This window comes from Shinella sp. GW821-FHT11G07 (genome assembly GCF_058808115.1).
In genome coordinates this window covers 301,194-323,038 of the sequence record NZ_JBXARJ010000001.1, presented here as the reverse complement: position 1 = coordinate 323,038, position 21,845 = coordinate 301,194, and the positions used below count along the sequence as shown (strand labels likewise).

Here is a 21,845-nt window from a genome sequence, read left to right as displayed (position 1 = left end):
CCATGTTCAAGCAACTCCGTCCGGCCATCGTCATGATCGTGGCCACCACGGCAATCACCGGCCTTCTGTATCCGGCCGCGATGACCGGCATCGCGCAGGCCGTCTTCCCCGGTCAGGCAAATGGCAGTCTGATCGAGAAGAATGGCCAGGTCGTCGGTTCGACCCTCATCGGCCAGGCCTTCGCCGGTGAGCAATACTTCCACGGTCGTCCCTCGGCAGCGGGCGACGGCTACAACGCCGCCGGCTCCTCCGGTTCCAACCTCGGCCCGACCAGCCAGAAGCTGATCGACCGGGTAAAGACGGACTACGAGGCGGCAAAGGCGACAAATCTGGGTGCCGAAGTGCCGATCGACCTCGTCACGGCCTCGGGCAGTGGTCTCGACCCGCATATCTCGCCGGACGCCGCTTATTTCCAGGTGCCGCGCGTGGCCAAGGCGAGGGCGATGGACGAGGCCGCCGTGCGCGCCCTTGTTGATCGGCAGATCGAGGGCCGAGAGCTTGGTTTCCTTGGCGAACCTGTGGTGAATGTACTGCGCCTCAATATGGCGCTTGACGAGGCCCGTTCGTAAACTGAAATGGGCGTCTCCGACCGGCCTTCCGGCCGGTCGGGGGAAGTGGGTGGATATTCATGCCGGATGACCGTCGCGAGATTGAGAACAGGCCGTCGCCGGACGCCCTGCTGGAGCATGCGCAGCGGGAGACGCGCGGGCGCCTGAAAATCTTCCTCGGTGCGGCGCCGGGCGTCGGCAAGACCTATGAGATGCTGATGTCCGGCCGCGCCCGGCAGGCCGACGGTGTCGATGTCGTCATCGGTGTCGTCGAGACGCACGGTCGCAAGGAAACGGAAGCGCTCGTCGAGGGCTTCGAAGTCATCGCCCGCCGGACGATCGACTATCGCGGCCAGACACTCGAGGAAATGGATCTCGATGCGATCCTCGAACGCCGGCCGGCGCTCGTTCTCGTCGACGAACTCGCCCATACCAATGCCGTTGGCAGCCGTCATCCCAAGCGCTATCTCGACGTGCAGGAGCTGCTTTCGCGCGGCATCGACGTCTATTCAACGCTCAACATCCAGCATGTGGAAAGCCTCAACGACGTGGTGGCGCAGATCACCCGCATCCGCGTGCGTGAAACGGTGCCGGATTCCATCGTCGACCGGGCCGACGACATCGAGATCATCGACATCACGCCGGAAGACCTGATCAAGCGGCTGGCGGACGGTAAGGTCTACGTGCCGAAGACGGCCAAGCGGGCGGTCGAGAACTATTTTTCACCGGGCAACCTGACGGCGCTGCGTGAACTGGCGCTGCGCCGTACCGCCCAGCGCGTCGACGAGCAGCTGCTCAACCACATGCAGGCCCATGCCATTTCGGGGCCGTGGGCGGCCGGCGAGCGCCTGCTGGTTTGCCTCGGCCATGGCAGCAATGGCGCCAGCCTCGTGCGTTACGCCCGGCGCCAGGCCGACCGGTTGCGCGCGCCCTGGGCGGTGCTGCATCTCGACACGCCACAGGCGGTCAGCTTGCCGGAGGAGGACAAGGACCGGCTCGCCGCCAATATGCGGCTTGCCGAACAACTTGGCGCCGAAACCGTGACATTGCCGGCGCTCTCGCTATCACGCGACATCATCGCCTATGCCAATGCCAACAACTTCACGCATATCGTCGTCGGCCGCCCCAGCGGCTCGCGCTGGCGGCAGCTCTGGCAAGGCTCGGTCACCCACGATCTGATCCGCTATGCCGGCAATATCAGCGTCCACGTCATTTCCGGCGATGACAAGGAAGGGCAGCCGACGCGTGGCGTGAAGGCCGCCCAGGCGCCAAAACCCTTTCGCATCAAGCCCTATCTGCTGAGCGTCATTTTCATCCTGCTCGCCATTCTTGCCGGCATCGCGCTTGACCAGACGCTCGACGTGCAGAACCTGGCGCTCGTCTTCCTCATGGCGGTGCTTGCAGCCTCCGTGCAGGGCGGGCTTGGAGCCGGTCTCTTCGCCTCGCTGCTGGGTGCGCTTTCCTTCAACTTCTTCTTCCTCGAGCCGCGATACAATTTCACGGTTCGCGACCCGGAAAGCATCGTCGCGCTGTTCTTCTATCTCGGTGTCGCGGTTGTCGCCTCGAACCTGACGGCCGCGGTACAGCGCCAGGCCGCGGCCGCCCGGCAGCGGGCTCGCACGACGGAAGACCTCTATCTCTTCTCCAAGAAGCTTGCCGGCACCGGCACGCTCGACGACGTGCTCTGGGCGACCGCCTTCCAGATCGCCTCGATGCTCAAGGTGCGGGTCGTCATCCTGCTGCCGGAGGGCAGTTCGGTGGCGGTCAAGGCCGGCTACCCGCCGGATGATACGCTTGTCGATGCCGATATCGCCGCGGCGAAATGGGCCTGGGAGCACAATCGCCCCGCCGGCCGCGGCGCCGATACGCTGCCGGGCGCCAAGCGGCTCTATCTCCCCCTGCGCACCGGCCGCGATGCGGTCGGCGTCATCGGCCTCGACAATGACAAGCAGGGACCGATCCTGACGCCCGAGCAGCAGCGCCTGTTCGATGCCCTGTCGGACCAGGCGGCACTGGCGATCGAGCGCGTGCAGCTCGTTTCCGACGTCGACAAGGCCAGGCTTGCCGTCGAGACGGACCGGCTGCGCTCGGCCTTGTTGACTTCCATCTCGCACGACCTCAAGACGCCGCTTGCTGCGATCATGGGCTCGGCCGACACGCTGAAGGGGCTTGGTGCGCAACTGGACGAGGAGGCGCGGCGCGAGCTGCTATCGACGGTGATCGACGAATCCGAGCGTCTCAACCGCTTCATCGCCAACCTGCTCGACATGACCCGCCTCGGCGCAGGTGCCATGGAACCGAACTACGCCTGGCATTTTGCCGGCGACATCGTCGGCACGGCGCTTTCGCGCGCCGGCAAGATCGTGTCCCATCACAAGGTTGAGGTGCACATTCCGGAAACCCTGCCGATGCTCCGGGTCGATCCCGTGCTTTTCGAGCAGGTGCTCTTCAATCTTATCGACAACGCCGCCAAATATGCACCGGAAGACACGCTGATCGAGATCCGTGGCCGGCAGGACGGCAATGCCCTTCTGTTGTCTGTCGTCGACGAAGGCCCCGGCATTCCGCCGGACGACATCGAGCGCATTTTCGACAGCTTTTACCGCGTGCGCAAAGGCGATCACGTGCGCGCCGGCACGGGGCTCGGGCTTTCGATCTGCCGCGGTTTTGTCGAGGCCATGGGCGGCACGATCACCGCTGCCAACCGCACGGACCGCACCGGCGCCGTCTTTACCATCCGCATGCCGGTGTCGGCCGAAATGCCCGTTCTGGGAGGAAACGAATGACCAATACCGCCGTCCGCATCCTGATCGTCGATGACGAGCCACCGATCCGCAAGCTGCTGCGCGTCGGGCTCTCCACGCAGGACTATGCCATCATCGAGGCGATGAACGCCAAGGTGGCGATCGAACTGGTCAAATCGGAAAAGCCGGATCTGATCGTGCTCGACCTCGGCCTGCCGGACATGCCGGGGCATGACCTGCTGGCCAGGTGGCGCGCGGAGGGGCTCGACCTACCCGTCGTCATCCTGTCGAGCCGCACCGACGAGGCCGGCATCGTGAAAGCGCTGGAGCTTGGCGCCGACGACTACATCACCAAGCCCTTCGGCATGAACGAACTGGTCGCGCGCATCCGCGTGGCGCTGCGTCACCGGCTGCAAACGCAGGGGGAGAAACCCATCTTCCAGACGGGTGATCTCTCGGTGGACCTCGTCAAGCGCATCGTCAAGGTTGCGGGTGAGGAGGTGAAACTCTCGCCGAAGGAATATGATATCCTGCGCATTCTCGTGCAGCATGCCGGCAAGGTGCTGACCCATCGTTTCCTGCTCGAACATGTCTGGGACGGTCTGACCGACGTGCAGTATCTGCGCGTCTATGTCCGCCAGCTCCGGCAGAAGATCGAGCGCACACCGGACCAGCCGCAATATATCCTCACCGAGACCGGTGTCGGCTACAGGCTCGTCGACGCGAGCTGACTATCGCATTCATGGAGTTCATCATGCAGCTCAGCGACCACCTGGCGCTGGAAAACATCGCCGTCGACCTACCGCCCGTTTCGAAGCATAAGCTTCTGCGGCAGCTGGCCGACATGTCCGCGCGGCAGACCGGGATCGAGGCCGGCGTCATCGCCAAGGCCTTGCTTGCCCGCGAAAACCTTGGTTCGACCGGTATCGGGCGGGGGATCGCCATCCCGCATGCGCTCATCGAAGGGCTGCCGAAGAGCCTTGCCATCGTCGCCCGGCTTGCCCGGCCGATCGATTTCGAGGCGGTCGACGATATTCCGGTCGACATTGTCGTGCTGCTTCTCTCTCCTGCCGCAGGGCATGGGCAGAACCTCAACATTCTCTCCTGCATCGCGCGGCAATTGCGGCATGACCACACCGTCGCTGCCATTCGCGCCGCGCGCACTGCTGATGAAATCTTCGTGCTTCTCACATAGCCGTGACGGCGGCAGGGCGTCGTTTATGCAATTCCTATTTTTCCGTCCCCGCCTTCCAATCGAGAAAATATCTGCCAACGCCTAGCTTCAGATCGTCGTGACCGATGCCCTTACGGGTGGGGCACGGCGATCCATCAGCAGAGGTGCCATCATGCGGAGAGATTTTTCGGACCATCATCTTTCACCGCTTTCGACGCGGATGATCTTCCTTCATCATCGCGTGCGCCTGCACGATCAGGCGAGCCATGGAAAGGGGCGGGACGAACCCATGCCGCTCGCCGCGGGGGCCGTCCTCGCAACGATGCTTCTTGTCGCCGCGATTCTGCTCGGGGTTCTCCATGCCTAGGGCCGCATCGTCCGAAACGGTAATGCGCGGTCATCGGGCAGAGGTAGACCTGCCGGCTGCCGAGGTGCTTGCCGAGCGTATCGCCGCCGCCCACCGCCTGCGCGAGCATCACCTGTGGGAAATCCTGCGCACCCTGCCATCGCTCGCCGAGGCGCGCGACGATGCCGACTTCCGGCGTCGCTTCCGCACATTGATGGAGCGCGACGACCTCGTGGGCGCAAGCCGGCTGCTGGTCGATGCCGCGCGCCCGACCTGCCACCTTGACCAATTGGTGTGCCTCGACGGCACCTGGATCGCGCGCATCTGCTCGGACGGCGCCATTCCCCGCGCCGTCGCGGTTCATATCGACCGGGTGGCTGCCGTCATGGCTGCGCTGGTGGCGCTGGATCGCGCCGGTCCGGTCAAACATTGAAAGGAACAGATATCATGCCAGACTTTCGACGCCGTAATCCCGTACAGGGCCTCATCACAGACCTCGTCACGCCCTTCCGCGGCGATGGGGTGGACCACGAGGGGCTTGCTTCCCTCGTCAACTGGCAGATCGCCAGCGGCGTGTCCGGCCTTGCCGCCTGCGGCAGGCTTGGTGAAGCGTCTTCGCTGAGCCGGGAAGAGCGCCGTGCCGTGCTTGCGACGGTGGTGAAAGCCGCCCGTCTCTCCGTGCCGGTTCTTGCTTCCGTCGGCACCTATTCGACCGAGGCGACCATAGCGCTTGCCCTCGATGCGGAAGAGGAGGGGGCGGACGCGTTGATCGTCACCACGCCCTATTACAGCAAGCCGACGCAGAAAGGCATCATCGCCCATATGCGCGCCGTGGCGGAAGCGACCGCGCTGCCGATCCTCGTCCTGGCCGACCCGGCAACGACCCGCTCGGATGTCACGGCCGAAACCCTCTGGGCGCTCAGCGATGTTCCCGGCATCCACGGCTTCATCGACGCATCGGGCGACATGGCGCGCCTCGCCGTGATCGACCGCCGGCTGCGCGAGCGGCTGGTGCTGTACTCCGCACACGATACGACGGCCTTCGCCTTCAACGTGCTCGGCGGAAGCGGAACGTTTTCCGCTGCGGCAAATCTCGCGCCGCGCCTGACGAGCGCAATGCACCAGGCACTGCGCACGCGCAATGTCGATCTCGCCCTCGACCTCAAGGATCGTCTTGCGCCGCTCTTTATGGCGCTCGGCGATACACCGGATCCGGCTGCCATCAAGCACGGGCTCATGCCCGTCCTCGGGCTGTCCGAGGCGGTGCGGCTGCCGCTGGTGCCGACCACGCCCGGGGCTGGCGCGACCGTGCGCCGTGCGCTTGCCGGCTTGCCGGAAAGCGCCGCGCAGCTTGCCAGGGCAAGCTGAGGACAAACGGTATGGCACGCAAGAAGAAAACCCATAAGACGCTGGCGGTCGCCGCCACCATGCGGCAGCCACAGCCGCCGTTGCCGATACCGGCGCTCTTGCTGCGCGTCGGCCTGATCCTGGCCGCCGCCGCCGCCGTCCAGCATTTTCTCCCGCAACTTTGAGCGCAGATCGCGCCATTCCTTCCGAAAGAAACATCCATGCGTAGTCCTGCCCGACACCGTCGCCCACACCGCCCTGCCGCGATAACCGAACCGCCCCGCTTCACGGTCGGGCGCGATCATCACGGCTGGTGGGTCGTCGAGGATCGTCTCGGCCGCGTCGGCGGCCTCTTCGCCAATGAAGACGCCGCCATGCATTATGCCCTGGAAGAGAGCAACCGGGACCGCCGGGCGGTCCGCTGCCAGCGCCGCGGCGCCTCGGTCGAGTTCCGCCTCGCTCGGTGAGCCGCAGTGCCTCTGAAAATCAGATGGCGACCTGCTCGCCGAGTTCGACCACCCGGTTGGCGGGCAGCTTGAAGTAATCGGACGGATCGATGCCGAAATTGGCGAGCGCGATATAGAGGCGCTCCTGCCAGACCGGCAGGCCAACGGTCGGCGAGCGTACGAGGACACGCCGGCCGAGATAGAACGAGGTCTGCATGATCTCGAACTTGAAGCCCTTCTTGCGGCAGATGCTGAGCGCCTTGGTGACGTTCGGTTCATCCATGAAGCCGAAGGTCAGGTCGATGCGCAGGAAGCGGTCGCTGAGCTTCTGCATTTCGATGCGTTCTTCTTCCGGCACGTAGGGCTTGTCCTGCGTCCACACCGTCAGGATGACGTTCCGCTCGTGCAGGACGTGGTTGTGCTTGATGTTGTGCAGGAGGACCGCCGGCGTGCGATCCGGCACGCTGGTCAGGAACACGGCCGTGCCGGGCACGATGGCCGGGGCGTGTTTGGACTTCTTCTCCAGCGCCGCGATGAAATCCGTCAGCGGAATATCGCTCTGCGCGGTCTTGGTCTTGAGATATTTGGTGCCCTTGGTCCAGGTCCACATGATCAGCATGATGGCGATCGCCAAGGCGACCGGCACCCAGCCGCCATCATGGACCTTCAGAAGGTTCGCGGCCAGGAACACAGCCTCGACCAGAAGAAGCGGCAGCAGGAGCAGGGTGGCGGTGAGGGTGGAGTAGCCCCAGATCTGGCGCAGGAACTGGTGCGCCATCAGGGTCGTCACCACCATCGCGCCCGTCACCGAGATACCATAGGCGGTTGCCAGCGATTCCGAATCCCCGAAGGAAAAGATGAGCACGATCACCCCGACGAACAGCACGCCGTTCACCGCCGGCACGTAGATCTGGCCGGTATTGGTTTCCGAGGTGAACTTGATCATCAGGCGCGGCAGGAAGCCGAGATGCACCGCCTGGCGTGCCAGCGAGAAGGCACCGGTGATGACCGCCTGGCTGGCGATGATGGTCGCCATGGTGGCGAGGATGACGATCGGCAACAGCGCCCAGTCGGGATAGAGCAGGTAGAACGGGTTCTCAACGGCCTCGGGATTGGTGAGGACGAGGGCGCCCTGTCCGAGATAGTTGAGCGTGAGTGCCGGGAAGACCAGGATGAACCAGGCCCATTGGATCGGCCGCCGGCCGAAATGGCCGAGGTCGGCATAAAGCGCCTCGGCGCCGGTGACGGTGAGGAAGACAGCGCCGAGCACGATCAGGCCGACGGCGCCGGCATGGGTGATGAACCACAGCGCATTCAGCGGGTTGAGCGCCTGAAGGATCGTCAGGTTGTCACCGATATGGATGGCGCCGCCCCAGGCCATGGCGAGGAACCAGACGACGGTGACCGGCCCGAAGAAATTGGAAACCGCGGCCGTGCCCTTCGATTGCACGAGGAAGAGCCCCACCATGATCGCCGCCGACATGGGCAACACATAGTCGGCGAAGGCTGGCGTCACGAGTTTCAACCCCTCCAGCGCCGACATGACGGAGAGTGCCGGCGTGATCATCGCATCGCCGATGAAGAGCGCGGCGCCGATGACGCCGGCAAAGAACAGCACCGGCAGGTAGCTGCCAGACTTTTTCATGAGCAGCGCGAGCAACGACAACGTTCCGCCTTCGCCGTCATTGTCGGCACGCAGGAGGAACAGCACGTATTTGAAGGTCACGATGATGGTCAGCGTCCAGACCATCAATGAGATGAGGCCGATGACGACGTCCTCGCGGACAACGCCGTCGGCGACGAACGGCCGCAACGCTTCGCGAAAGGCGTAGAGCGGGCTCGTACCGATGTCGCCATATACAACGCCGATAGAACCGAGAAGGAGGACAAGGAATTTGCGCGAATGGATTTTGCCGTCGGCGTCCAGCGATGTCATTCGGTGCGGTGTCCTCGGGTTCGCGCCAGCGGCAATATGGTGCAAAGCAAGATGGCTGGCAATGAGGGGTGATCCCTAATGCAGAAGGGGCGGACGCTGCAAGCATTTCCATTCTGCCCGTGCGCCTGGAAGTTGGCGGGCTATCGGTGATGGCCGTCACAGGTTGACTTGGACCGCAATTTACGTTGATATCAATTCATTCGCGGACTGTAGGCCCGCGGAGGGAGAACAACAACGAGGAGCCAACCATGAAGATCGTGACAAGCCTGAGTTTCCAGGGCCAGTGCCGCGAAGCATTCGAATTCTATGCCAAGGTGCTAGGCGGCAAGATTACCGCAGCGATGCCCTATGGCGACGCCCCGCCGGACATGCCGATCAGCGATGCGAAATACAAGGACTGGCTGATGCATTGCTGGCTGGATGTCGGCGATCAGGCGCTGATGGGGGCCGACATGGATGTCGCCTGGGCGCCGAATGTCGACAAGCCCAAGAACGGTTTCGACGTCACCCTGCATACGACCGACAAGGCCGAAGGCAAGCGCTGGTTCGACCAGCTTTCCGAGGGCGGCAAGCAGGTCATGCCGTTCGCGGAGACGTTCTGGTCCCCCGGTTTCGGCTCCCTCGTCGACAAGTTCGGCGTGCCCTGGATGATCAACAGCATCCCCTCGGGCGACTGGAAACCGTCGCAGGGCTGATTGCGTGGAAATTGGCGGTTTTGCCTTTCTGACGGGGACTGCCGCCGGCGGTCCCCGTTTGCATTCAATTTGACGCGCAAGCCGGGCCGGCTAGTTCAGCCGGTGCTTGAACATCCATGCGGAGACCGGCATCGTCACGGCCGCGATGGCGATGAGCGCCAGCATGTCGGGCAGGAGTTCGGCGAACTGGCCGCCTTCGAGATAGACCGTGCGGGTGATGCGGATGGCGTAGGTCAGCGGATTGATCATCGTCAGGTATTGCAGGGCGGCGGGCATGTTGTCGGTTGGCGACACGAGGCCCGACAGCAGCATGAACGGCATGAGAAAGACGAAGCACAGGATCATCGCCTGTTGCATGTTTCCCGCAAGCGACGAGAGGAAGAGGCCGAAGCCGATGGCGGCGGCGAGGAAGAGGGCCAGGCCGACATAGAGCGTGAAGAGGGATCCCGCGAAGGGGATCTGGAACCAGAAGAGCGCAACCAGCAGGATCGCCGAGGCCTGGGTGATGCCGACGATCATCGAGGGCACGGCCTTGCCGATCATGATCTCCGTCGGTGTGATGGGAGCGACGAGAAGCTGGTCGAACGTGCCTTCCTCCCGTTCGCGTGCCACGGACATCGCAGTCAGCATCATCGTCATCATCATGGTGATGGTACCGATGAGTGACGGGACCATGCTCCAGCGGGTTTCCAGTTGCGGATTGAACCAGGCGCGCGTCGATACCTTGACGCCTGCACTCCTGGCACCCGTTTCCGCCTGCCGAGCGGCCGCAAAATCGCCGATGATCGTGCTTGCATACCCCTGGGCGATGCCGCTGGTGTTTGAATTCCGGCCATCGGCAATCACCTGAACGGGCGCCGCCGCGCCCGCTTCGAGGTCGCGTTCGAAGCGGGGCCCGATCACCACGATCACCATGGCGCGCCCGGCATCGAGCAGCGGTGCGGCCTGCGCCGTCTGCGTGAACGTGCCCTGTCGCTGAAAAAGGCCCGAGCCTTCGAGCTTGGCGACGAGGGCGATCGACGCGGTGCTGCGATCCTGGTCCACCAGGGCATATGGCACGCTGTTAAGGTCGTAGGTGGCCGCGTAGCCGAAGATCAGGCATTGCAGGATCGGCGGCACGACAAGGCTGGCGCGGCTTTTCGGATCCTTCAGGATGACGAGAAGCTCCTTGCGGATGAGTGTCAGGATGCGAAGAAAAGAGGTCAGCATCTAGGCAATCCTCTTGCGGGTGAGGCGTGCGGCAAGTGTCAGGAGCACGATTGCCATGCCGGCAAGAACGGCGGCATTGGGAAGGATGACACTCCAGTTGTTGCCCGAAAGGAAAAGCGACTGCAGCAGCGTCACGAAGTAGCGTGCCGGAAACACATAGGTGATCACCTGGACGGCAAAGGGCATGCTGCGCGGATCGTACATGAAACCGGACAGCATCATCGCCGGCAGGAAGGTGAGCAGCACCGTCACCTGGCTTGCGACGAACTGGCTCTTGGTCGCCGAAGAGATGACGAGGCCAAGGCCGAGGGCGACGAGCAGGTAGAGCATCGACACGACGGTCAGGATGACGAGCGACCCGCGCAGCGGTACACCGAACAACAGTTTGCTGCCGATGACGCAGAGCGCAAGGCCGATCAGGCCGAGTAGGAAATAGGGCACGGTCTTGCCGAGAAGAATTTCGATTGAGCGGACCGGCGTCACGAACAGCGCCTCAAACGTGCCGCGTTCCCATTCGCGCGCCATCACCAGCGCCGTCAGCAGGGCGCCGATCAGGGTCATCACAAGAACGATCAGGCCGGGCACGAGAAAGTAGCTGCTGTCATTGGCTTCGTTGAACCAGAGGCGAGGCTCGATGACGATGCCACCGCTCACGATGCCGCCAGTGCGCGCGGCCTCCTTTGCCGCCCAGATGCCGACGGCCCCCTGTGCATAGCCGAGGGAGATGCGCGCGGTATTGGCATCGGCGCCGTTGATGATCAACTGAACCTCTGCTGCGCCAAGATCGATGCTACGGGCGAAATCTGAGGGGATGCGGACGATGGCGCGCACGTCGGCGGCCATCAGCATCCTTTCGGCTTCGTTCATCGTGTGGACGGTTCGCGTGGAAAAATAGGGCGACAGCTCGAAGGCGGCGGCGACGCCGCGCGCCTCGGCGGAACTGTCCTCCATCAGGATCGCGACGGGCACGTTCTTGACATCCAGATTGATGCCGTAGCCGAACAGGATGAGCAGCGTGACGGGCATGATGATGCCGATCGTGATGCTGCTGATGTCGCGCAGGAGCTGTCGCGTTTCCTTGCGGATCAGGGCGCGCGTCCGGCGCAGCGACGCGGCAAGGCCGCTGGACTGGTCGGAACGCCCGCTCATGCCGCCTTCTCCGTTCGCTTCAGCCGCTCCCGCTCGACGATTGTGATGAAGGCTTCCTCCATGGACGGCGCGGCGTCATCCGGCGTCGCCGCCCGCTCGCGAATTTCGAGAGGTGTTCCCTCCGCAAGGTTCCGGCCGGCATCGAGGATGATGATCCGGTCGCAATACTCTGCCTCTTCCATGAAGTGGGTCGTCACGATGACGGTGACGCCCTGTTCCGAAAGCGCGGTGATCCGGCCCCAGAACTGCCGCCGGGCGATCGGATCGGCGCCGCTCGTCGCCTCGTCGAGGAAAAGGATATCCGGTTCATGCAGGAGGGCTGCGGCAAGGGCGAGGCGCTGCTTGAAGCCACCGGGAAGCTGGCCGCTCGGCAGATCGGAGAGGCTTTCAAGCGCGAATTCGTTCTTCAGCGCGCGGATTCTGTCTTTCTTGCCGCTGCCGCGCAGGCCATAGGCGCTGGCGAAGAATTCCAGGTTCTCGTCGACCGTCAGCTGGCCGTAGAGCGAGAATTTCTGGGCGACATAGCCGAGCCGCTCGCGGGCCTTCGCGCCCGCCCGCAGCAGGTCGGCGCCCGCCACCTTCAGCGTGCCGCCGGTCGCCGACAGCAGGCCACAGAGCATGCGAAAGGTCGTGCTCTTGCCAGCACCATTGGGCCCGAGAAGCCCGTAGACCTCGCCGCGGCGGACGCTGAAACTGACATGATCGACGGCCGTGAAATCGCCGAACATGCGCACGAGGTCACGCACTTCGACGACCGTTTCGTCACCCGGGCCGCTGCCACCTGCGGCAATCGCCGTGTGGTTGACACGGTCCCGTTCTCCCGCGACGCTGTCGAAGAGCATCATGAAGGCATCCTCGAAGCGGGGCTCGACCGGCTCCATGTCGAGCGAAAGCCCCTCGATCTGCAGGGCGGCGTCCTGCTGGCCGGGCCGGCGCACCACCCGGACCCGACCGGCCTCCGGCACGGCATCCACGACGCCGGGCAGCGCAAACAGGCGGGCTTGCAGGGAGCGGGCGGGTAGGCCTTGCGGTCCGTTGACGAGGAAGCAGCAGCCTTCCGCCTTGGCGGTGATCTCCGCTGGCGGCCCTTCGGCGAGTATCTTGCCCGCATGCATCAGCACCGCATGATCACAGCGTTCCGCCTCGTCGAGATAGGAGGTGGCGACGACAACCGACAGGCCGTCCTCGCGGATCAGCTTGAAGACGATGTCCCACAATTCGCGCCGCGACAGCGGATCGACGCCGACCGTCGGCTCATCGAGCAGCAGCAGTTCGGGTGCGCGCACCAGCGTACAGGCAAGGCCGAGCTTCTGCTTCATGCCGCCGGAAAGCTTCCCGGCTGGCCGCTCCCTGAACCGCCCGAGCTGCGTCATTTCGAAAAGGCGTGGATAGATTTCCGCACGTTGCACGCCGGTGACGCCGTGCAGGTCGGCATAGAGGTCGAGGTTTTCCTGCACGCTCAGGTCTTCATAGAGGCCGAAACGCTGCGGCATGTAGCCGATCCGGTTCTGAACGGCCTGCGGCACGGCGCTCACATCGAGCCCGACGACCTCCAGATTGCCGGAATCCGGGGCGACCAGTCCGCTCGCCAAGCGGAGAAGGGTCGTTTTGCCGGCTCCGTCCGGGCCGACAAGGGCGGTCAGCGCACCCCTGCGCACAGCCAGCGAAATGCCGGCAAGCGCTTCGACCGGTTCGCCGGTATTCCGGCGGAAGGTCTTGTGTACATCCCTCGCGATAAGGCAGAGCGGCCGCTCGTCCATGGTCTCATCCACCGTTTTTCTGCGGCGTCTCGTCGAGACGCGGCCGAATGGTGGCCGGCATTCCGAGGCGCAGCACGTTGTCTGGATCTTCGACGAAGACGCGGACTTCGAAGACGAGGCTGGTGCGCAATTCCTCGGTCTGCACCGTCTTCGGGGTGAATTCGGCGACCGACGAGATGAAGCCGATCCAGCCCGCAATCGCGCGGCCGGGCATAGAATCGACGCTAACCTCTGCCCTCATCCCGGGGCGGATTTGCCCGAGCTGGGTTTCCGAAACATAGGCGCGCACCCATTTCGGGCTGATGGTTACGAGCGAAAAGGCGGCGCGCGTCGGCGATGCCATCTCGCCAGGCTCGATCAGGCGGGAACGGACGACGGCATCGACCGGCGCCCGGAGGTCGGTATCGGCAAGCTGCGCCCGCAGAAAGGCCGCTTGCGCCTCGGCGGCGCGCAATTGAGCATCAGCCTGCTGGATTTCCTCGATCCGCGTTCCGGCGACGAGAAGATCCAGCGCCTTGCGCGTCGCAACGACCTTGGCGTCCGCCACCGCCGCCGACGACCGGGCATTGTCGAGCGTTTGCTGGCTGGCGGCGGCGCGGGGGACGAGCGCACTTTGTCGCTCGAATTGCAGGCGTGCATTGGCGGCCTCCGCCTCCACAGCCACGAGATTGGCGCGCGCCTGGGCGATCTCCTCCGGCCGGGTGCCGTTCTTCAGGCGTGTCAGGCTCGCTTGCTGGGCATCCACCTGGGCCACCGCCTGGTCGATCTGCGGTACGATGCGGCTGGTGTCCAGCCGGGCGATGACCTGGCCTTTTTTCACCTGCGCGCCCTCTTCGACAAACACCTCGGTCACCGGCCCGTTGCCGTTGAAGGCAAGGGTCACCTGCCGGAAGTCGATGTTTCCGTAAAGGGCAAGTTCGGCCGGCACTTGTGTGCGCTGCCGGTACCACCAAGCGCCAGCGGCGAGGATCGCCAGAAGGAGGGCAATGATGAAGAGGCGTTTCATTCTGTTGATCCCTGAAATGCGCCCGTAGACGTCGGTCAGGAACGACCAAGTGGGGTTGTCAAATCATAATTTTAAATCTAAATTTGAATTTGGTCAATGAGGAGCAGGAATGGCGAAAGGTTCAAGGCGGTCGTCGACGGTTGGCGGACGGCCTGACGGCGCCGCGACGCGGGCAAGTCTGCTCGAGGCGGCAGGGGCGGTCTTTGCAGAATCGGGCTTTGACCGCGCGACGGCGAAGGAGATTGCTCATCGCGCTGGCGCGAATGCCGCCGCCGTCAACTACCATTTCGGCGGGATCGAACCGCTCTATGAGGAGGTGCTGGCCGAGGCGCATCGCCGGCTCGTCAACTATCAGGTTCTCGCCCGGGTGGTTTCCGCCGACCAGGACCCGAAGGACAGGCTGCGCCGGCTGATCGGCCTTCTCGTCAGCGTGGTTCGCTCTGAAAGCAGCGCGTCATGGCCGGCCAAGGTGATCGTGCGCGAACTGATCGCGCCGACGCCCCATTTCGAAAAGCTTCGCCGCGAGGAACTGGAGCCGAAGAAAGCCCTGATTTTCTGCGTCCTTTCCCAGATCATGGGCGTGGCGCCGGATCACCCGCTCGTCGCCCAGGCCGCCCTGTCGATCATGGCGCCCTGCTTCATGCTGCTGATTGCCGAGAAACGCCTGACGGAGGTGTTGAGACCCCTCGACCGCGTAAACGTCAGCAACGAGACACTGGCAGACAGGCTGGCGAACTTTACGCTCGGCGGCATCGCCCAACTGATGGCGACGGAGCTTGGTGGGTAGGCGAGTGACTTGCCTGGCCCCGCCGATAGCTCTTCGCCCCATGGATTCGGGCGGTACGAGGATGGGGGCTTCTATATCTGCGTTCCTGAGCGTTCCGAATAGAAAGGGCCCTTGCCCCGTTCCCTTTCCATGGAATGGGGCAGGTGATGAGACATAAACTTCTGGCAGAAGACATCGATGAACGCAGCGTCATCCTTGCTCTCGACAAGGGCGATGAGGCCTTCAAGGATATTTCGAATTTCGCGAAGAGGGCGGGCGCGGCGGTGCAGTCTATAGCGGCGAGCGGGCCCTTCCGTGGCCCGACCGTAGCCTTCTTTGAGCTCGGCACACGAAACGGTACGACTATCCCCGTCGAAGCGCAATCGGAAGTGTTGGCATGATCGGTCGCGGCGAATCTCCGACGCCATCGTATCAGCGAAAATGGACCGGCTCGGTCAGGCCACAAAAGCGCCCCAATGAACTGACGATTGTCATGCCCGTTGCGTCAAGGAGGCGTTGGCTTCGCCAGACAATGCGGATTTATGTTCTCTCTTTGGTGCCTGCCGATACAAGGCAATCAACTCATAACTTGAATCACGATCCCCGCTTCGTATGAATCCTCTATCTCATCAAGATTTTGGTGGGTATAGGCGGAAATTTTTACGTTATATTCTCCGCTTGAAAGCCGCTTACGAGTTTCTATTCTCACACGTGTTTCGCTCTTGGTAGAAGGTTCTTTTACAGCCAATTTTCTAACGCTATAAGACACCAATCGATCCGACACTGAACCTCTATCTGGCATGAACCATGATCTGTCGAGAAAGAGAAAACGGGAGATGCATTAGATGGCATGGCTTCAATTGACGACAGAGGACAACCGTCCAATATTGCTCGATTCTGAAAAAGTACTTTTTGTGAAGCCGCATACTTTGGGTGCGCACGTCACCTTCACGGTTAGCGCGCAGAACAAAGAGGGCAATTTGGCGCTCAAAACAGCAACGGTGCAGGAGGATGTTATGTACATTGGCAAATTATTGAGGGCATCCTTCTCAAGAATTAAATAGAATTGCTGTGTAAATCTCGTATCAATCACTCATTGATTATCGCAGCGTGCCTGAAATGTTGCCAGCCGCCGGTTTGAGATTGTAAAATCGTAGTAGATCATGAATGGGCTTGCGCGAAAAGATGGGCTGAAGATAGTGCAGGCCATCACGGGTTTATCTAAAGCGTGTTGCAGCTTTTCTGGTGCAGAGCTCCAAAACCCCGAGATGTGATTCCTTACCGTGAACGGAGGATGACCGTCGGCATGTGAATCTTAGATTAGAAGCCATAGGCCCCGAAGTCCGGAAACCCACAACGCATGGTAACGTCATCCGTCTTTGAAGGTTCGTCAGGGACCTGTTCATTGCCGCCACCCGGCTGAGTTCAGAGTAGCGCCTTGATTTTCAAGATTTCAGGGAAATCGCAAATCCCTGCTTCAGCGCGAGAGGCTGGTGAATAGGCATGTAGGCGCTCGTCTTTAGTGTGTTGCTTTTATTGCATTACCTACGCCGACGCGATGCCGCTTCGACAGGAAATGAAACGTGGCTCGGCTTGTTTGAGCAGTTTCGGGGATTCGGAGGTAGATTTCCTCCTCGCTTCCGCTGCGGTCAGGATTGGCAACCCTGCGTTAAAGTAGGCTTGAGCTGACGTCTGCCGGTCAAGAAATGAGTGAGAGCGTCGGTATTCGGGCACACTGTAGAGGGTCAGATACGGTCGATGCCCGCCGCAATCCTCGGATGCGGTTTTGTCGAGGAAAAGATAGACCTCGTTCTATTGATTGACTGCGGCTCGACGAATACATCATTTCGCTGCGCGCATTTGCCGTCCGTCGTGATGAGGCCTTTCAGCACCGATGTGCAGCCGCGCTTGCAGAACGGCGAGCCCGAGAGGGTAGGGCGGCGTTCAACAAGACGGTGTGCGACATGACGGGTTTGTTGGGGCGCTCCGCGTCAGCCGCGAGGGTGACAGAGCCGAGATCAAGGAGGATTTGCGCACGCTCAGCGTCGTGGTTCCGACAATCTTCGGCTCCAACGAACGAGTGAAGATCGGAAACCGCGAACGTGAGCCGGGTATCGAGCGGCTCGTTCCTTCTGTCGAGGTGGCCATTGCGGCTCTCGCACAATCCCCTATTTTGCGAGGGCGCGAAAATCGGATGAAAGCCGCGTTTTCGTGGGGAATTTCGAGAATTGGAAGGCAGCGGCATGCTCAAGGTCATCGCACAGGATTTCATTCGAGCCGAGGCAATCGGCATCGTGACGCCTCTCTATCGCGAGCTTGTGGAGCTCACCCGTCGGGAGCCGCTGTGCGTTAGCTACGACCTTTTTACGGACCAGAAGAACCCGGGCCACTTCATCTTCATCGAAACCTGGCCTGATCGTGCAGCGCTGGATAGTCACTGCGCGACGGAGCACTTCCGCCGCCTCGTCCCCCAGATTGATGCCCACCAGCGGGAGAAGGGGACCTATATCCTAATGGACGCTTTTACCGCTGCGACCTGAGCCTTCCCCGTTGTCAGAAGTGACGGCCCGCGTCCAGGGCTTCTTCGGCCTCCTCGATCGGCATCGACAGGATGGTTTTGCCGATGTCGAAACCGAAGCCCGCCCTGGCGAAGGCGGAAAGCTCCTTGGCTTTCCGTTTGTCATCCAGGGGCACTTTGCGGAAAGGTCCGAAAGCGCGCTTGCGCGCAAGGACGACCGCTGCATAAAAATCGTCGATCTCGGCGACGGCCGCGGCTGCCATATCCTTCGCAACGCCCTTTTGTGACAGCTTTTGCGACACCGCGCGCCGGGATTTTCCGCTGCGCATGCCGGAGCGGCTGCTTGTCTCGGCATAGGTGCGGTCATCGAGGGCGCTGATGTCGTAACCGAATTTCACCGCCGAGTCGGCGAGCGCCTTGACCTGGGCATCGCTAATGTCTTCGAACTTCTCGCGCGCCTTGCGCGAAATGGCGTCGAACAGCTGCTTTTCCGTATGCATGCTGCGTCCGAGGCGGTAGATCGCCGAATTGCGCGCCCACGAAAGCATGCGCGGAGACGGCGTGTCGGGTGGTGTCGTATCGTCCTGCACGTCTGAATCGGGTCCGGCCATTCGTCGCTGCGATCGCGTCTGTCCGCGTTGTGATTTGCGGCAATGGTAGTCTGATCGTCCGGTGAAACACAAGGTTCGGACGACGACGTTGCAACCCGATGTGTGCTGGAGGGACTTGTCGCGGTGACAATGTGGTCGATCGCCTTCAAGATCGCCGGCGGGCTATATGATTTGCGGCAGGAGACCCACACAATGACTCTTTTCAGCGGCCTTTCGGCCTTTTCCATCACTCCGACGGACACCGCAGGACGCGTCGATACGGCAACGCTTGCCCGCCTGCTCGAACGCATCGTTGTGGCTGGCGTCCATTCTATCGGCCTTCTAGGCAGTACGGGCGGGTATGCCTTTCTCTCGCGGGAGGAGCGACGTCGCGCGGTGGCCGCCGCGGTGGAGAGCGTCGGCGGCCGGGTTCCGCTCATCGTCGGCGTCGGCGCGTTGCGCACGGACGAAGCCGAGATGCTGGCGCACGACGCCAGCAAGGCCGGCGCGGACGGGCTACTGCTGGCGCCCATGTCCTATACGCCGCTCACGGAAGAAGAAGTTTTCCAGCACATGTCCGCCGTCGCGACGGCGGGCGGCCTGCCGCTCTGCATCTACAACAATCCCGGCACCACGCGTTTCGTCTTCAGCGACGATCTGATCATGCGGCTTGCCGAGGTGCCGAACATCGCCGCCATCAAGATGCCGCTGTCGGCCGATGGCGATTTTCGTGGCGAGCTCGTCCGGCTGCGCGCGCGGCTGCCGGCGGATTTCGCCATTGGCTACAGCGGCGATTGGGGTGCGGCGGGCTCTCTGCTTTCGGGCGGCGATGCCTGGTACAGCGTTGTCGCCGGCCTCCTGCCGGCCGAAGCGCTGGCGCTCACGCAGGCGGCTATGGCCGGCGATGGGGTTGAAGCCGAGCGGCTCGACCGGGCGTTCCAGCCGCTCTGGAGCCTGTTCAAGGAGTTCGGCAGTTTCCGCGTGATGTTTGCCATCGCGGAAATCCTCGACCTCTGCCGGGTCGACCCGCCACGGCCCGTTTTGCCCTTGCAGCCCGGCGACGTCGCACGGGTGAGAGCAGCGGTTGATCACCTTCGGATGTGACGTTCAGGTAAGCGCTGGCGCCGCTGGTGTGGCTCGGGCTACAGAAAAGACCAACGGACCAACAACAAAAAAGAGCATTTTCGCGATGATAGTAAACCGTGGGTATGTTTGCGAAACTTATGCTTGTCTTGGCGTAATTTCTTGAAGGAAAAGTACTTACGGTTGAAAATTAGCCGGAATATTGGGATTTTCCGAAATCATGGTTGGGGCGTGCAGTAAAAATCGCCGATGATGGCGGAATTAGCGATTCCATAACCAATTTAAAGTACCAGTTCATAGTATTCCGACGATGAGGTCGGATATTGCACTCATGTGCGGCATGACTTCATGACGTCAGAAATGAGTTCGGCGCGGCAGAAGAGGCATGTCCGCGCCAGGAAATGTCCATCATGAGAATCAAGACGCAATTCATCGTCCTCGCATCGGCAACGGGCGTCGCGATCGCGGGGCTTGTCGGCAGCCTGTGGGGTTATGCCGGCGCGGCCGGCGACGTCACCAGCGCGTATGACCAGAAATACAAATCCTATCTGCTGGCCGACGGCTTCCGTCAGTCTTCCGACGATCTGACCCGCCTTGTGCGAACCTACGCCGAGACCGGTGATCCGTCGTTCAAGGACCAGTACAACGCCGTCATCGAAATCCGCAACGGAACGCGCGCGCGCCCGCAGGACTATCACCGGATCTACTGGGATTTCGTTGCAGGTGGCGAAGCCAAGCCCCGTCCTGACGATGCTGCCGTTTCCATGCACGACCTGATGAAACAGGCCGGCTTCACCGACGAGGAATTCGCCCTGCTGGACGAAGCCAGCAAGCGTTCCGATGCACTGGTCAAGATCGAGACCGAGGCGATGGCCCTCGTGGACAATATCGCTACGCTTGGCCCGGAGGCCAAGGCGAAGGCAACGGCGATGTTGAATTCGCCCGATTACCACGCCTTCAAGGCGCAGATCATGAAGCCTGTCGACGGCTTCTTCGTGAAGCTGGAGCAGCGCACCCAGGGTGCCGTCGACGAGGCAAACGTGCGCGCCTCGTTCTACTGGACTCTCATCACCATCGCCATGTCCGCGCTTGTGCTGATGCTCGCCATCGTCGGCATCGTCACCTTCAAACGCATCATTGGCGGCATGGATATGCTGCGCAAGTCGATGGGGCTGGTCGCAAACGGGGAGCTGGACACGCAAATTGGCCTTGCGAAGAACGACGACGAAATCGGCGACATGGGCAAGGCACTTGAGGTGTTCCGCCAGGGCGCCATTGCCAACAGGCGGCTGGAGCAGGAAGCCGAAGAGAGCCGCAAACGGGTGGAAGCCGAACGCATTGCCGTGCAGGAGAAAGCCGAGGCCGACGCGGCCGAGCGGCTGCGCATTGCGACGTCGGGTCTCGCCGCCGGCCTGAAGCGCCTGGCGGGCGGGGATCTTGCCTTCCAGCTCAACGAGGCCTTCGCGCAGGATTTCGAGGCGCTGCGGCACGATTTCAACCGGTCGGTCGGCCAGCTCGGCACGACGCTCGGGGAGATTTCCGGCTCCATCGCGACGCTCGACAGCGGCACGCGCGAGATTGCCTCCGGTACGGACGATCTTTCCCGGCGCACCGAGCAGCAGGCAGCCTCACTGGAGGAAACGGCGGCGGCCCTCGATGAAATCACCGTCAACGTGGCCAATTCCTCGAAGCGGACCGAGGAGGCGAAGAACGTCGCAAGCCGTGCGAACCATTCGGCCGCCGAATCCGCTGAAGTGGTTTCCCATGCGGAAGAAGCGATGCGCAAGATTGAGGAAAGCTCGCAGCAGATTTCCAACATCATCGGCGTCATCGACGAAATCGCCTTCCAGACCAATCTTCTCGCGCTGAATGCCGGCGTGGAAGCCGCGCGTGCGGGCGAGGCCGGCAAGGGCTTTGCCGTCGTTGCCCAGGAAGTGCGCGAGCTTGCCCAACGCTCTGCCCAGGCGGCCAAGGAGATCAAGGGACTGATCCACAACTCTTCTACGGAAGTCGGGAACGGCGTGAAGTTGGTGCGGGATGCCGGTTCGGCGCTGAAGACCATCAGCGCCTTCATCGTCGAGATCAATGCGCATATGGAATCGATCGCGACGTCGGCGAAAGAACAGTCCGTCGGGCTGGCCGAGGTCAATGTCGCGGTCAACGCCATGGACCAGACGACACAGCAGAATGCCGCGATGGTGGAGCAGTCGAACGCTGCCTCCAACACGCTTGCCAACGAAGCGGTCCGCCTGCGGGAACTCGTCAGCCAGTTCCGTGTGGAGGGTGCTGCCTCGCCCCAGGCCGCTTCAGTCCGGTCTGCCCGGCCGGCGGATGCCGCCTACGCCTCTCCCGCGCGCGCCCTTGGCCGCAAGGTCGCCTCCGCCTTCAACGGCAACGCGGCCCTTGCCGCGAAGAACGACTGGGAGGAATTCTGAGGCGAAAATCCTTTCCTTCGGGAAACGGCAGGTTCTTGAAAGAGGAACCCACCCGCGGCATTCGCGGGTGGGTTTTTTGCATGTGTTGACGCG

The 21,845-nt window shown here is 62.4% G+C and carries 22 protein-coding genes; 15 read left to right on the top strand and 7 right to left on the bottom strand.

What is annotated here, in order from left to right:
* Nucleotides 1-2: 2 nt before the first annotated feature.
* From kdpC to AC1RT2_RS01440, 4 genes are read left to right on the top strand one after another with little or no spacing between them, the layout of a single operon-like run.
* On the top strand, nucleotides 3-569 hold the full coding sequence (gene kdpC / locus AC1RT2_RS01455; RefSeq protein ID WP_493098788.1) for a potassium-transporting ATPase subunit KdpC: 567 nt from the start codon (nucleotides 3-5) through the stop codon (nucleotides 567-569).
* Nucleotides 570-628: 59 nt separating this feature from the next.
* Nucleotides 629-3,334: a DUF4118 domain-containing protein gene (locus tag AC1RT2_RS01450; RefSeq protein ID WP_493098786.1), complete on the top strand. Its 2,706-nt coding sequence runs from the start codon at nucleotides 629-631 to the stop codon at nucleotides 3,332-3,334.
* On the top strand, nucleotides 3,331-4,023 hold the full coding sequence (locus tag AC1RT2_RS01445) for a response regulator transcription factor (protein WP_069062781.1): 693 nt from the start codon (nucleotides 3,331-3,333) through the stop codon (nucleotides 4,021-4,023). Before AC1RT2_RS01450 ends, AC1RT2_RS01445 begins: the two co-directional genes overlap by 4 nt.
* Nucleotides 4,024-4,046: 23 nt before the next feature.
* Nucleotides 4,047-4,487: a PTS sugar transporter subunit IIA gene (locus tag AC1RT2_RS01440; RefSeq protein WP_493098784.1), complete on the top strand. Its 441-nt coding sequence runs from the start codon at nucleotides 4,047-4,049 to the stop codon at nucleotides 4,485-4,487.
* Between the two features lie 181 nt (nucleotides 4,488-4,668).
* Here the strand turns inward: AC1RT2_RS01440 and AC1RT2_RS01435 are convergent, their stop codons facing one another.
* On the bottom strand, nucleotides 4,669-4,827 hold the full coding sequence (locus tag AC1RT2_RS01435; protein WP_493098782.1) for a hypothetical protein: 159 nt from the start codon (nucleotides 4,825-4,827) through the stop codon (nucleotides 4,669-4,671).
* On the opposite strand from AC1RT2_RS01435, the gene AC1RT2_RS01430 reads away from it, so the two are divergent.
* Genes AC1RT2_RS01430 through AC1RT2_RS01415 form a run of 4 tightly spaced genes read left to right on the top strand, consistent with a single transcriptional unit; the run spans nucleotide 4,826 to nucleotide 6,626 of the window.
* Nucleotides 4,826-5,245: a hypothetical protein gene (locus tag AC1RT2_RS01430; RefSeq protein ID WP_493098780.1), complete on the top strand. Its 420-nt coding sequence runs from the start codon at nucleotides 4,826-4,828 to the stop codon at nucleotides 5,243-5,245. The two genes, AC1RT2_RS01435 and AC1RT2_RS01430, sit on opposite strands and share 2 nt — an antisense overlap.
* A 14-nt stretch (nucleotides 5,246-5,259) precedes the next feature.
* Nucleotides 5,260-6,180 carry a dihydrodipicolinate synthase family protein gene (locus AC1RT2_RS01425; protein ID WP_493098778.1) on the top strand — a complete coding sequence of 307 codons (921 nt, stop codon included), beginning with the start codon at nucleotides 5,260-5,262 and terminating at the stop codon, nucleotides 6,178-6,180.
* A gap of 11 nt (nucleotides 6,181-6,191) precedes the next feature.
* Entirely contained in the window at nucleotides 6,192-6,344 is a 153-nt protein-coding gene (locus tag AC1RT2_RS01420; protein WP_488718563.1) for a hypothetical protein, read from the top strand.
* Between the two features lie 36 nt (nucleotides 6,345-6,380).
* Nucleotides 6,381-6,626, top strand: a complete 246-nt coding sequence (locus AC1RT2_RS01415) for a hypothetical protein (RefSeq protein ID WP_083243134.1) — start codon at nucleotides 6,381-6,383, stop codon at nucleotides 6,624-6,626.
* 19 nt (nucleotides 6,627-6,645) lie between these two features.
* Here the strand turns inward: AC1RT2_RS01415 and AC1RT2_RS01410 are convergent, their stop codons facing one another.
* Nucleotides 6,646-8,541 (bottom strand): potassium transporter Kup, encoded by a 1,896-nt coding sequence (locus tag AC1RT2_RS01410; RefSeq protein ID WP_493098776.1) that lies wholly within the window; start codon nucleotides 8,539-8,541, stop codon nucleotides 6,646-6,648.
* Between the two features lie 248 nt (nucleotides 8,542-8,789).
* Between AC1RT2_RS01410 and AC1RT2_RS01405 the strand changes: the two genes are divergently transcribed.
* Entirely contained in the window at nucleotides 8,790-9,236 is a 447-nt protein-coding gene (locus tag AC1RT2_RS01405) for a VOC family protein (protein WP_493098774.1), read from the top strand.
* Between the two features lie 90 nt (nucleotides 9,237-9,326).
* Here AC1RT2_RS01405 and AC1RT2_RS01400 read toward each other — a convergent pair whose 3' ends face one another.
* From AC1RT2_RS01400 to AC1RT2_RS01385, 4 genes are read right to left on the bottom strand one after another with little or no spacing between them, the layout of a single operon-like run.
* Entirely contained in the window at nucleotides 9,327-10,445 is a 1,119-nt protein-coding gene (locus AC1RT2_RS01400; protein WP_493098773.1) for an ABC transporter permease, read from the bottom strand.
* Nucleotides 10,446-11,594, bottom strand: coding sequence for an ABC transporter permease (locus AC1RT2_RS01395; protein ID WP_493098771.1), 1,149 nt, complete (start codon nucleotides 11,592-11,594; stop codon nucleotides 10,446-10,448).
* The gene (locus AC1RT2_RS01390) at nucleotides 11,591-13,354 is read right to left on the bottom strand and encodes an ATP-binding cassette domain-containing protein (RefSeq protein ID WP_493098769.1); all 1,764 of its coding nucleotides are present in this window, start codon (nucleotides 13,352-13,354) and stop codon (nucleotides 11,591-11,593) included. The genes AC1RT2_RS01395 and AC1RT2_RS01390 overlap by 4 nt, the downstream gene beginning before the upstream one ends.
* Nucleotides 13,355-13,358: 4 nt before the next feature.
* Entirely contained in the window at nucleotides 13,359-14,360 is a 1,002-nt protein-coding gene (locus AC1RT2_RS01385) for an HlyD family secretion protein (RefSeq protein WP_493098767.1), read from the bottom strand.
* A 109-nt stretch (nucleotides 14,361-14,469) separates the two neighbouring features.
* On the opposite strand from AC1RT2_RS01385, the gene AC1RT2_RS01380 reads away from it, so the two are divergent.
* The 4 genes from AC1RT2_RS01380 to AC1RT2_RS01365 all read left to right on the top strand — a co-directional run bounded on the left by AC1RT2_RS01380 (nucleotide 14,470) and on the right by AC1RT2_RS01365 (nucleotide 17,666).
* Nucleotides 14,470-15,147 (top strand): TetR/AcrR family transcriptional regulator, encoded by a 678-nt coding sequence (locus AC1RT2_RS01380; protein ID WP_493098765.1) that lies wholly within the window; start codon nucleotides 14,470-14,472, stop codon nucleotides 15,145-15,147.
* 146 nt (nucleotides 15,148-15,293) lie between these two features.
* Nucleotides 15,294-15,527: a PPC domain-containing DNA-binding protein gene (locus AC1RT2_RS01375; RefSeq protein WP_493098763.1), complete on the top strand. Its 234-nt coding sequence runs from the start codon at nucleotides 15,294-15,296 to the stop codon at nucleotides 15,525-15,527.
* A gap of 444 nt (nucleotides 15,528-15,971) precedes the next feature.
* Nucleotides 15,972-16,190, top strand: a complete 219-nt coding sequence (locus tag AC1RT2_RS01370) for a hypothetical protein (protein WP_493098761.1) — start codon at nucleotides 15,972-15,974, stop codon at nucleotides 16,188-16,190.
* A 1,179-nt stretch (nucleotides 16,191-17,369) separates the two neighbouring features.
* The gene (locus AC1RT2_RS01365) at nucleotides 17,370-17,666 is read left to right on the top strand and encodes a putative quinol monooxygenase (RefSeq protein WP_493098759.1); all 297 of its coding nucleotides are present in this window, start codon (nucleotides 17,370-17,372) and stop codon (nucleotides 17,664-17,666) included.
* 13 nt (nucleotides 17,667-17,679) lie between these two features.
* Here AC1RT2_RS01365 and recX read toward each other — a convergent pair whose 3' ends face one another.
* Complete coding sequence (gene recX / locus AC1RT2_RS01360; RefSeq protein WP_493099545.1) at nucleotides 17,680-18,234, bottom strand: recombination regulator RecX; 555 nt, start codon at nucleotides 18,232-18,234, stop codon at nucleotides 17,680-17,682.
* 213 nt (nucleotides 18,235-18,447) lie between these two features.
* On the opposite strand from recX, the gene AC1RT2_RS01355 reads away from it, so the two are divergent.
* Together AC1RT2_RS01355 and AC1RT2_RS01350 are read left to right on the top strand one after the other, a co-directional pair.
* Nucleotides 18,448-19,338, top strand: coding sequence for a dihydrodipicolinate synthase family protein (locus AC1RT2_RS01355; RefSeq protein ID WP_493098757.1), 891 nt, complete (start codon nucleotides 18,448-18,450; stop codon nucleotides 19,336-19,338).
* 389 nt (nucleotides 19,339-19,727) lie between these two features.
* Nucleotides 19,728-21,752 carry a methyl-accepting chemotaxis protein gene (locus tag AC1RT2_RS01350; RefSeq protein ID WP_493098755.1) on the top strand — a complete coding sequence of 675 codons (2,025 nt, stop codon included), beginning with the start codon at nucleotides 19,728-19,730 and terminating at the stop codon, nucleotides 21,750-21,752.
* The last annotated feature ends 93 nt before the right edge of the window (nucleotides 21,753-21,845 follow it).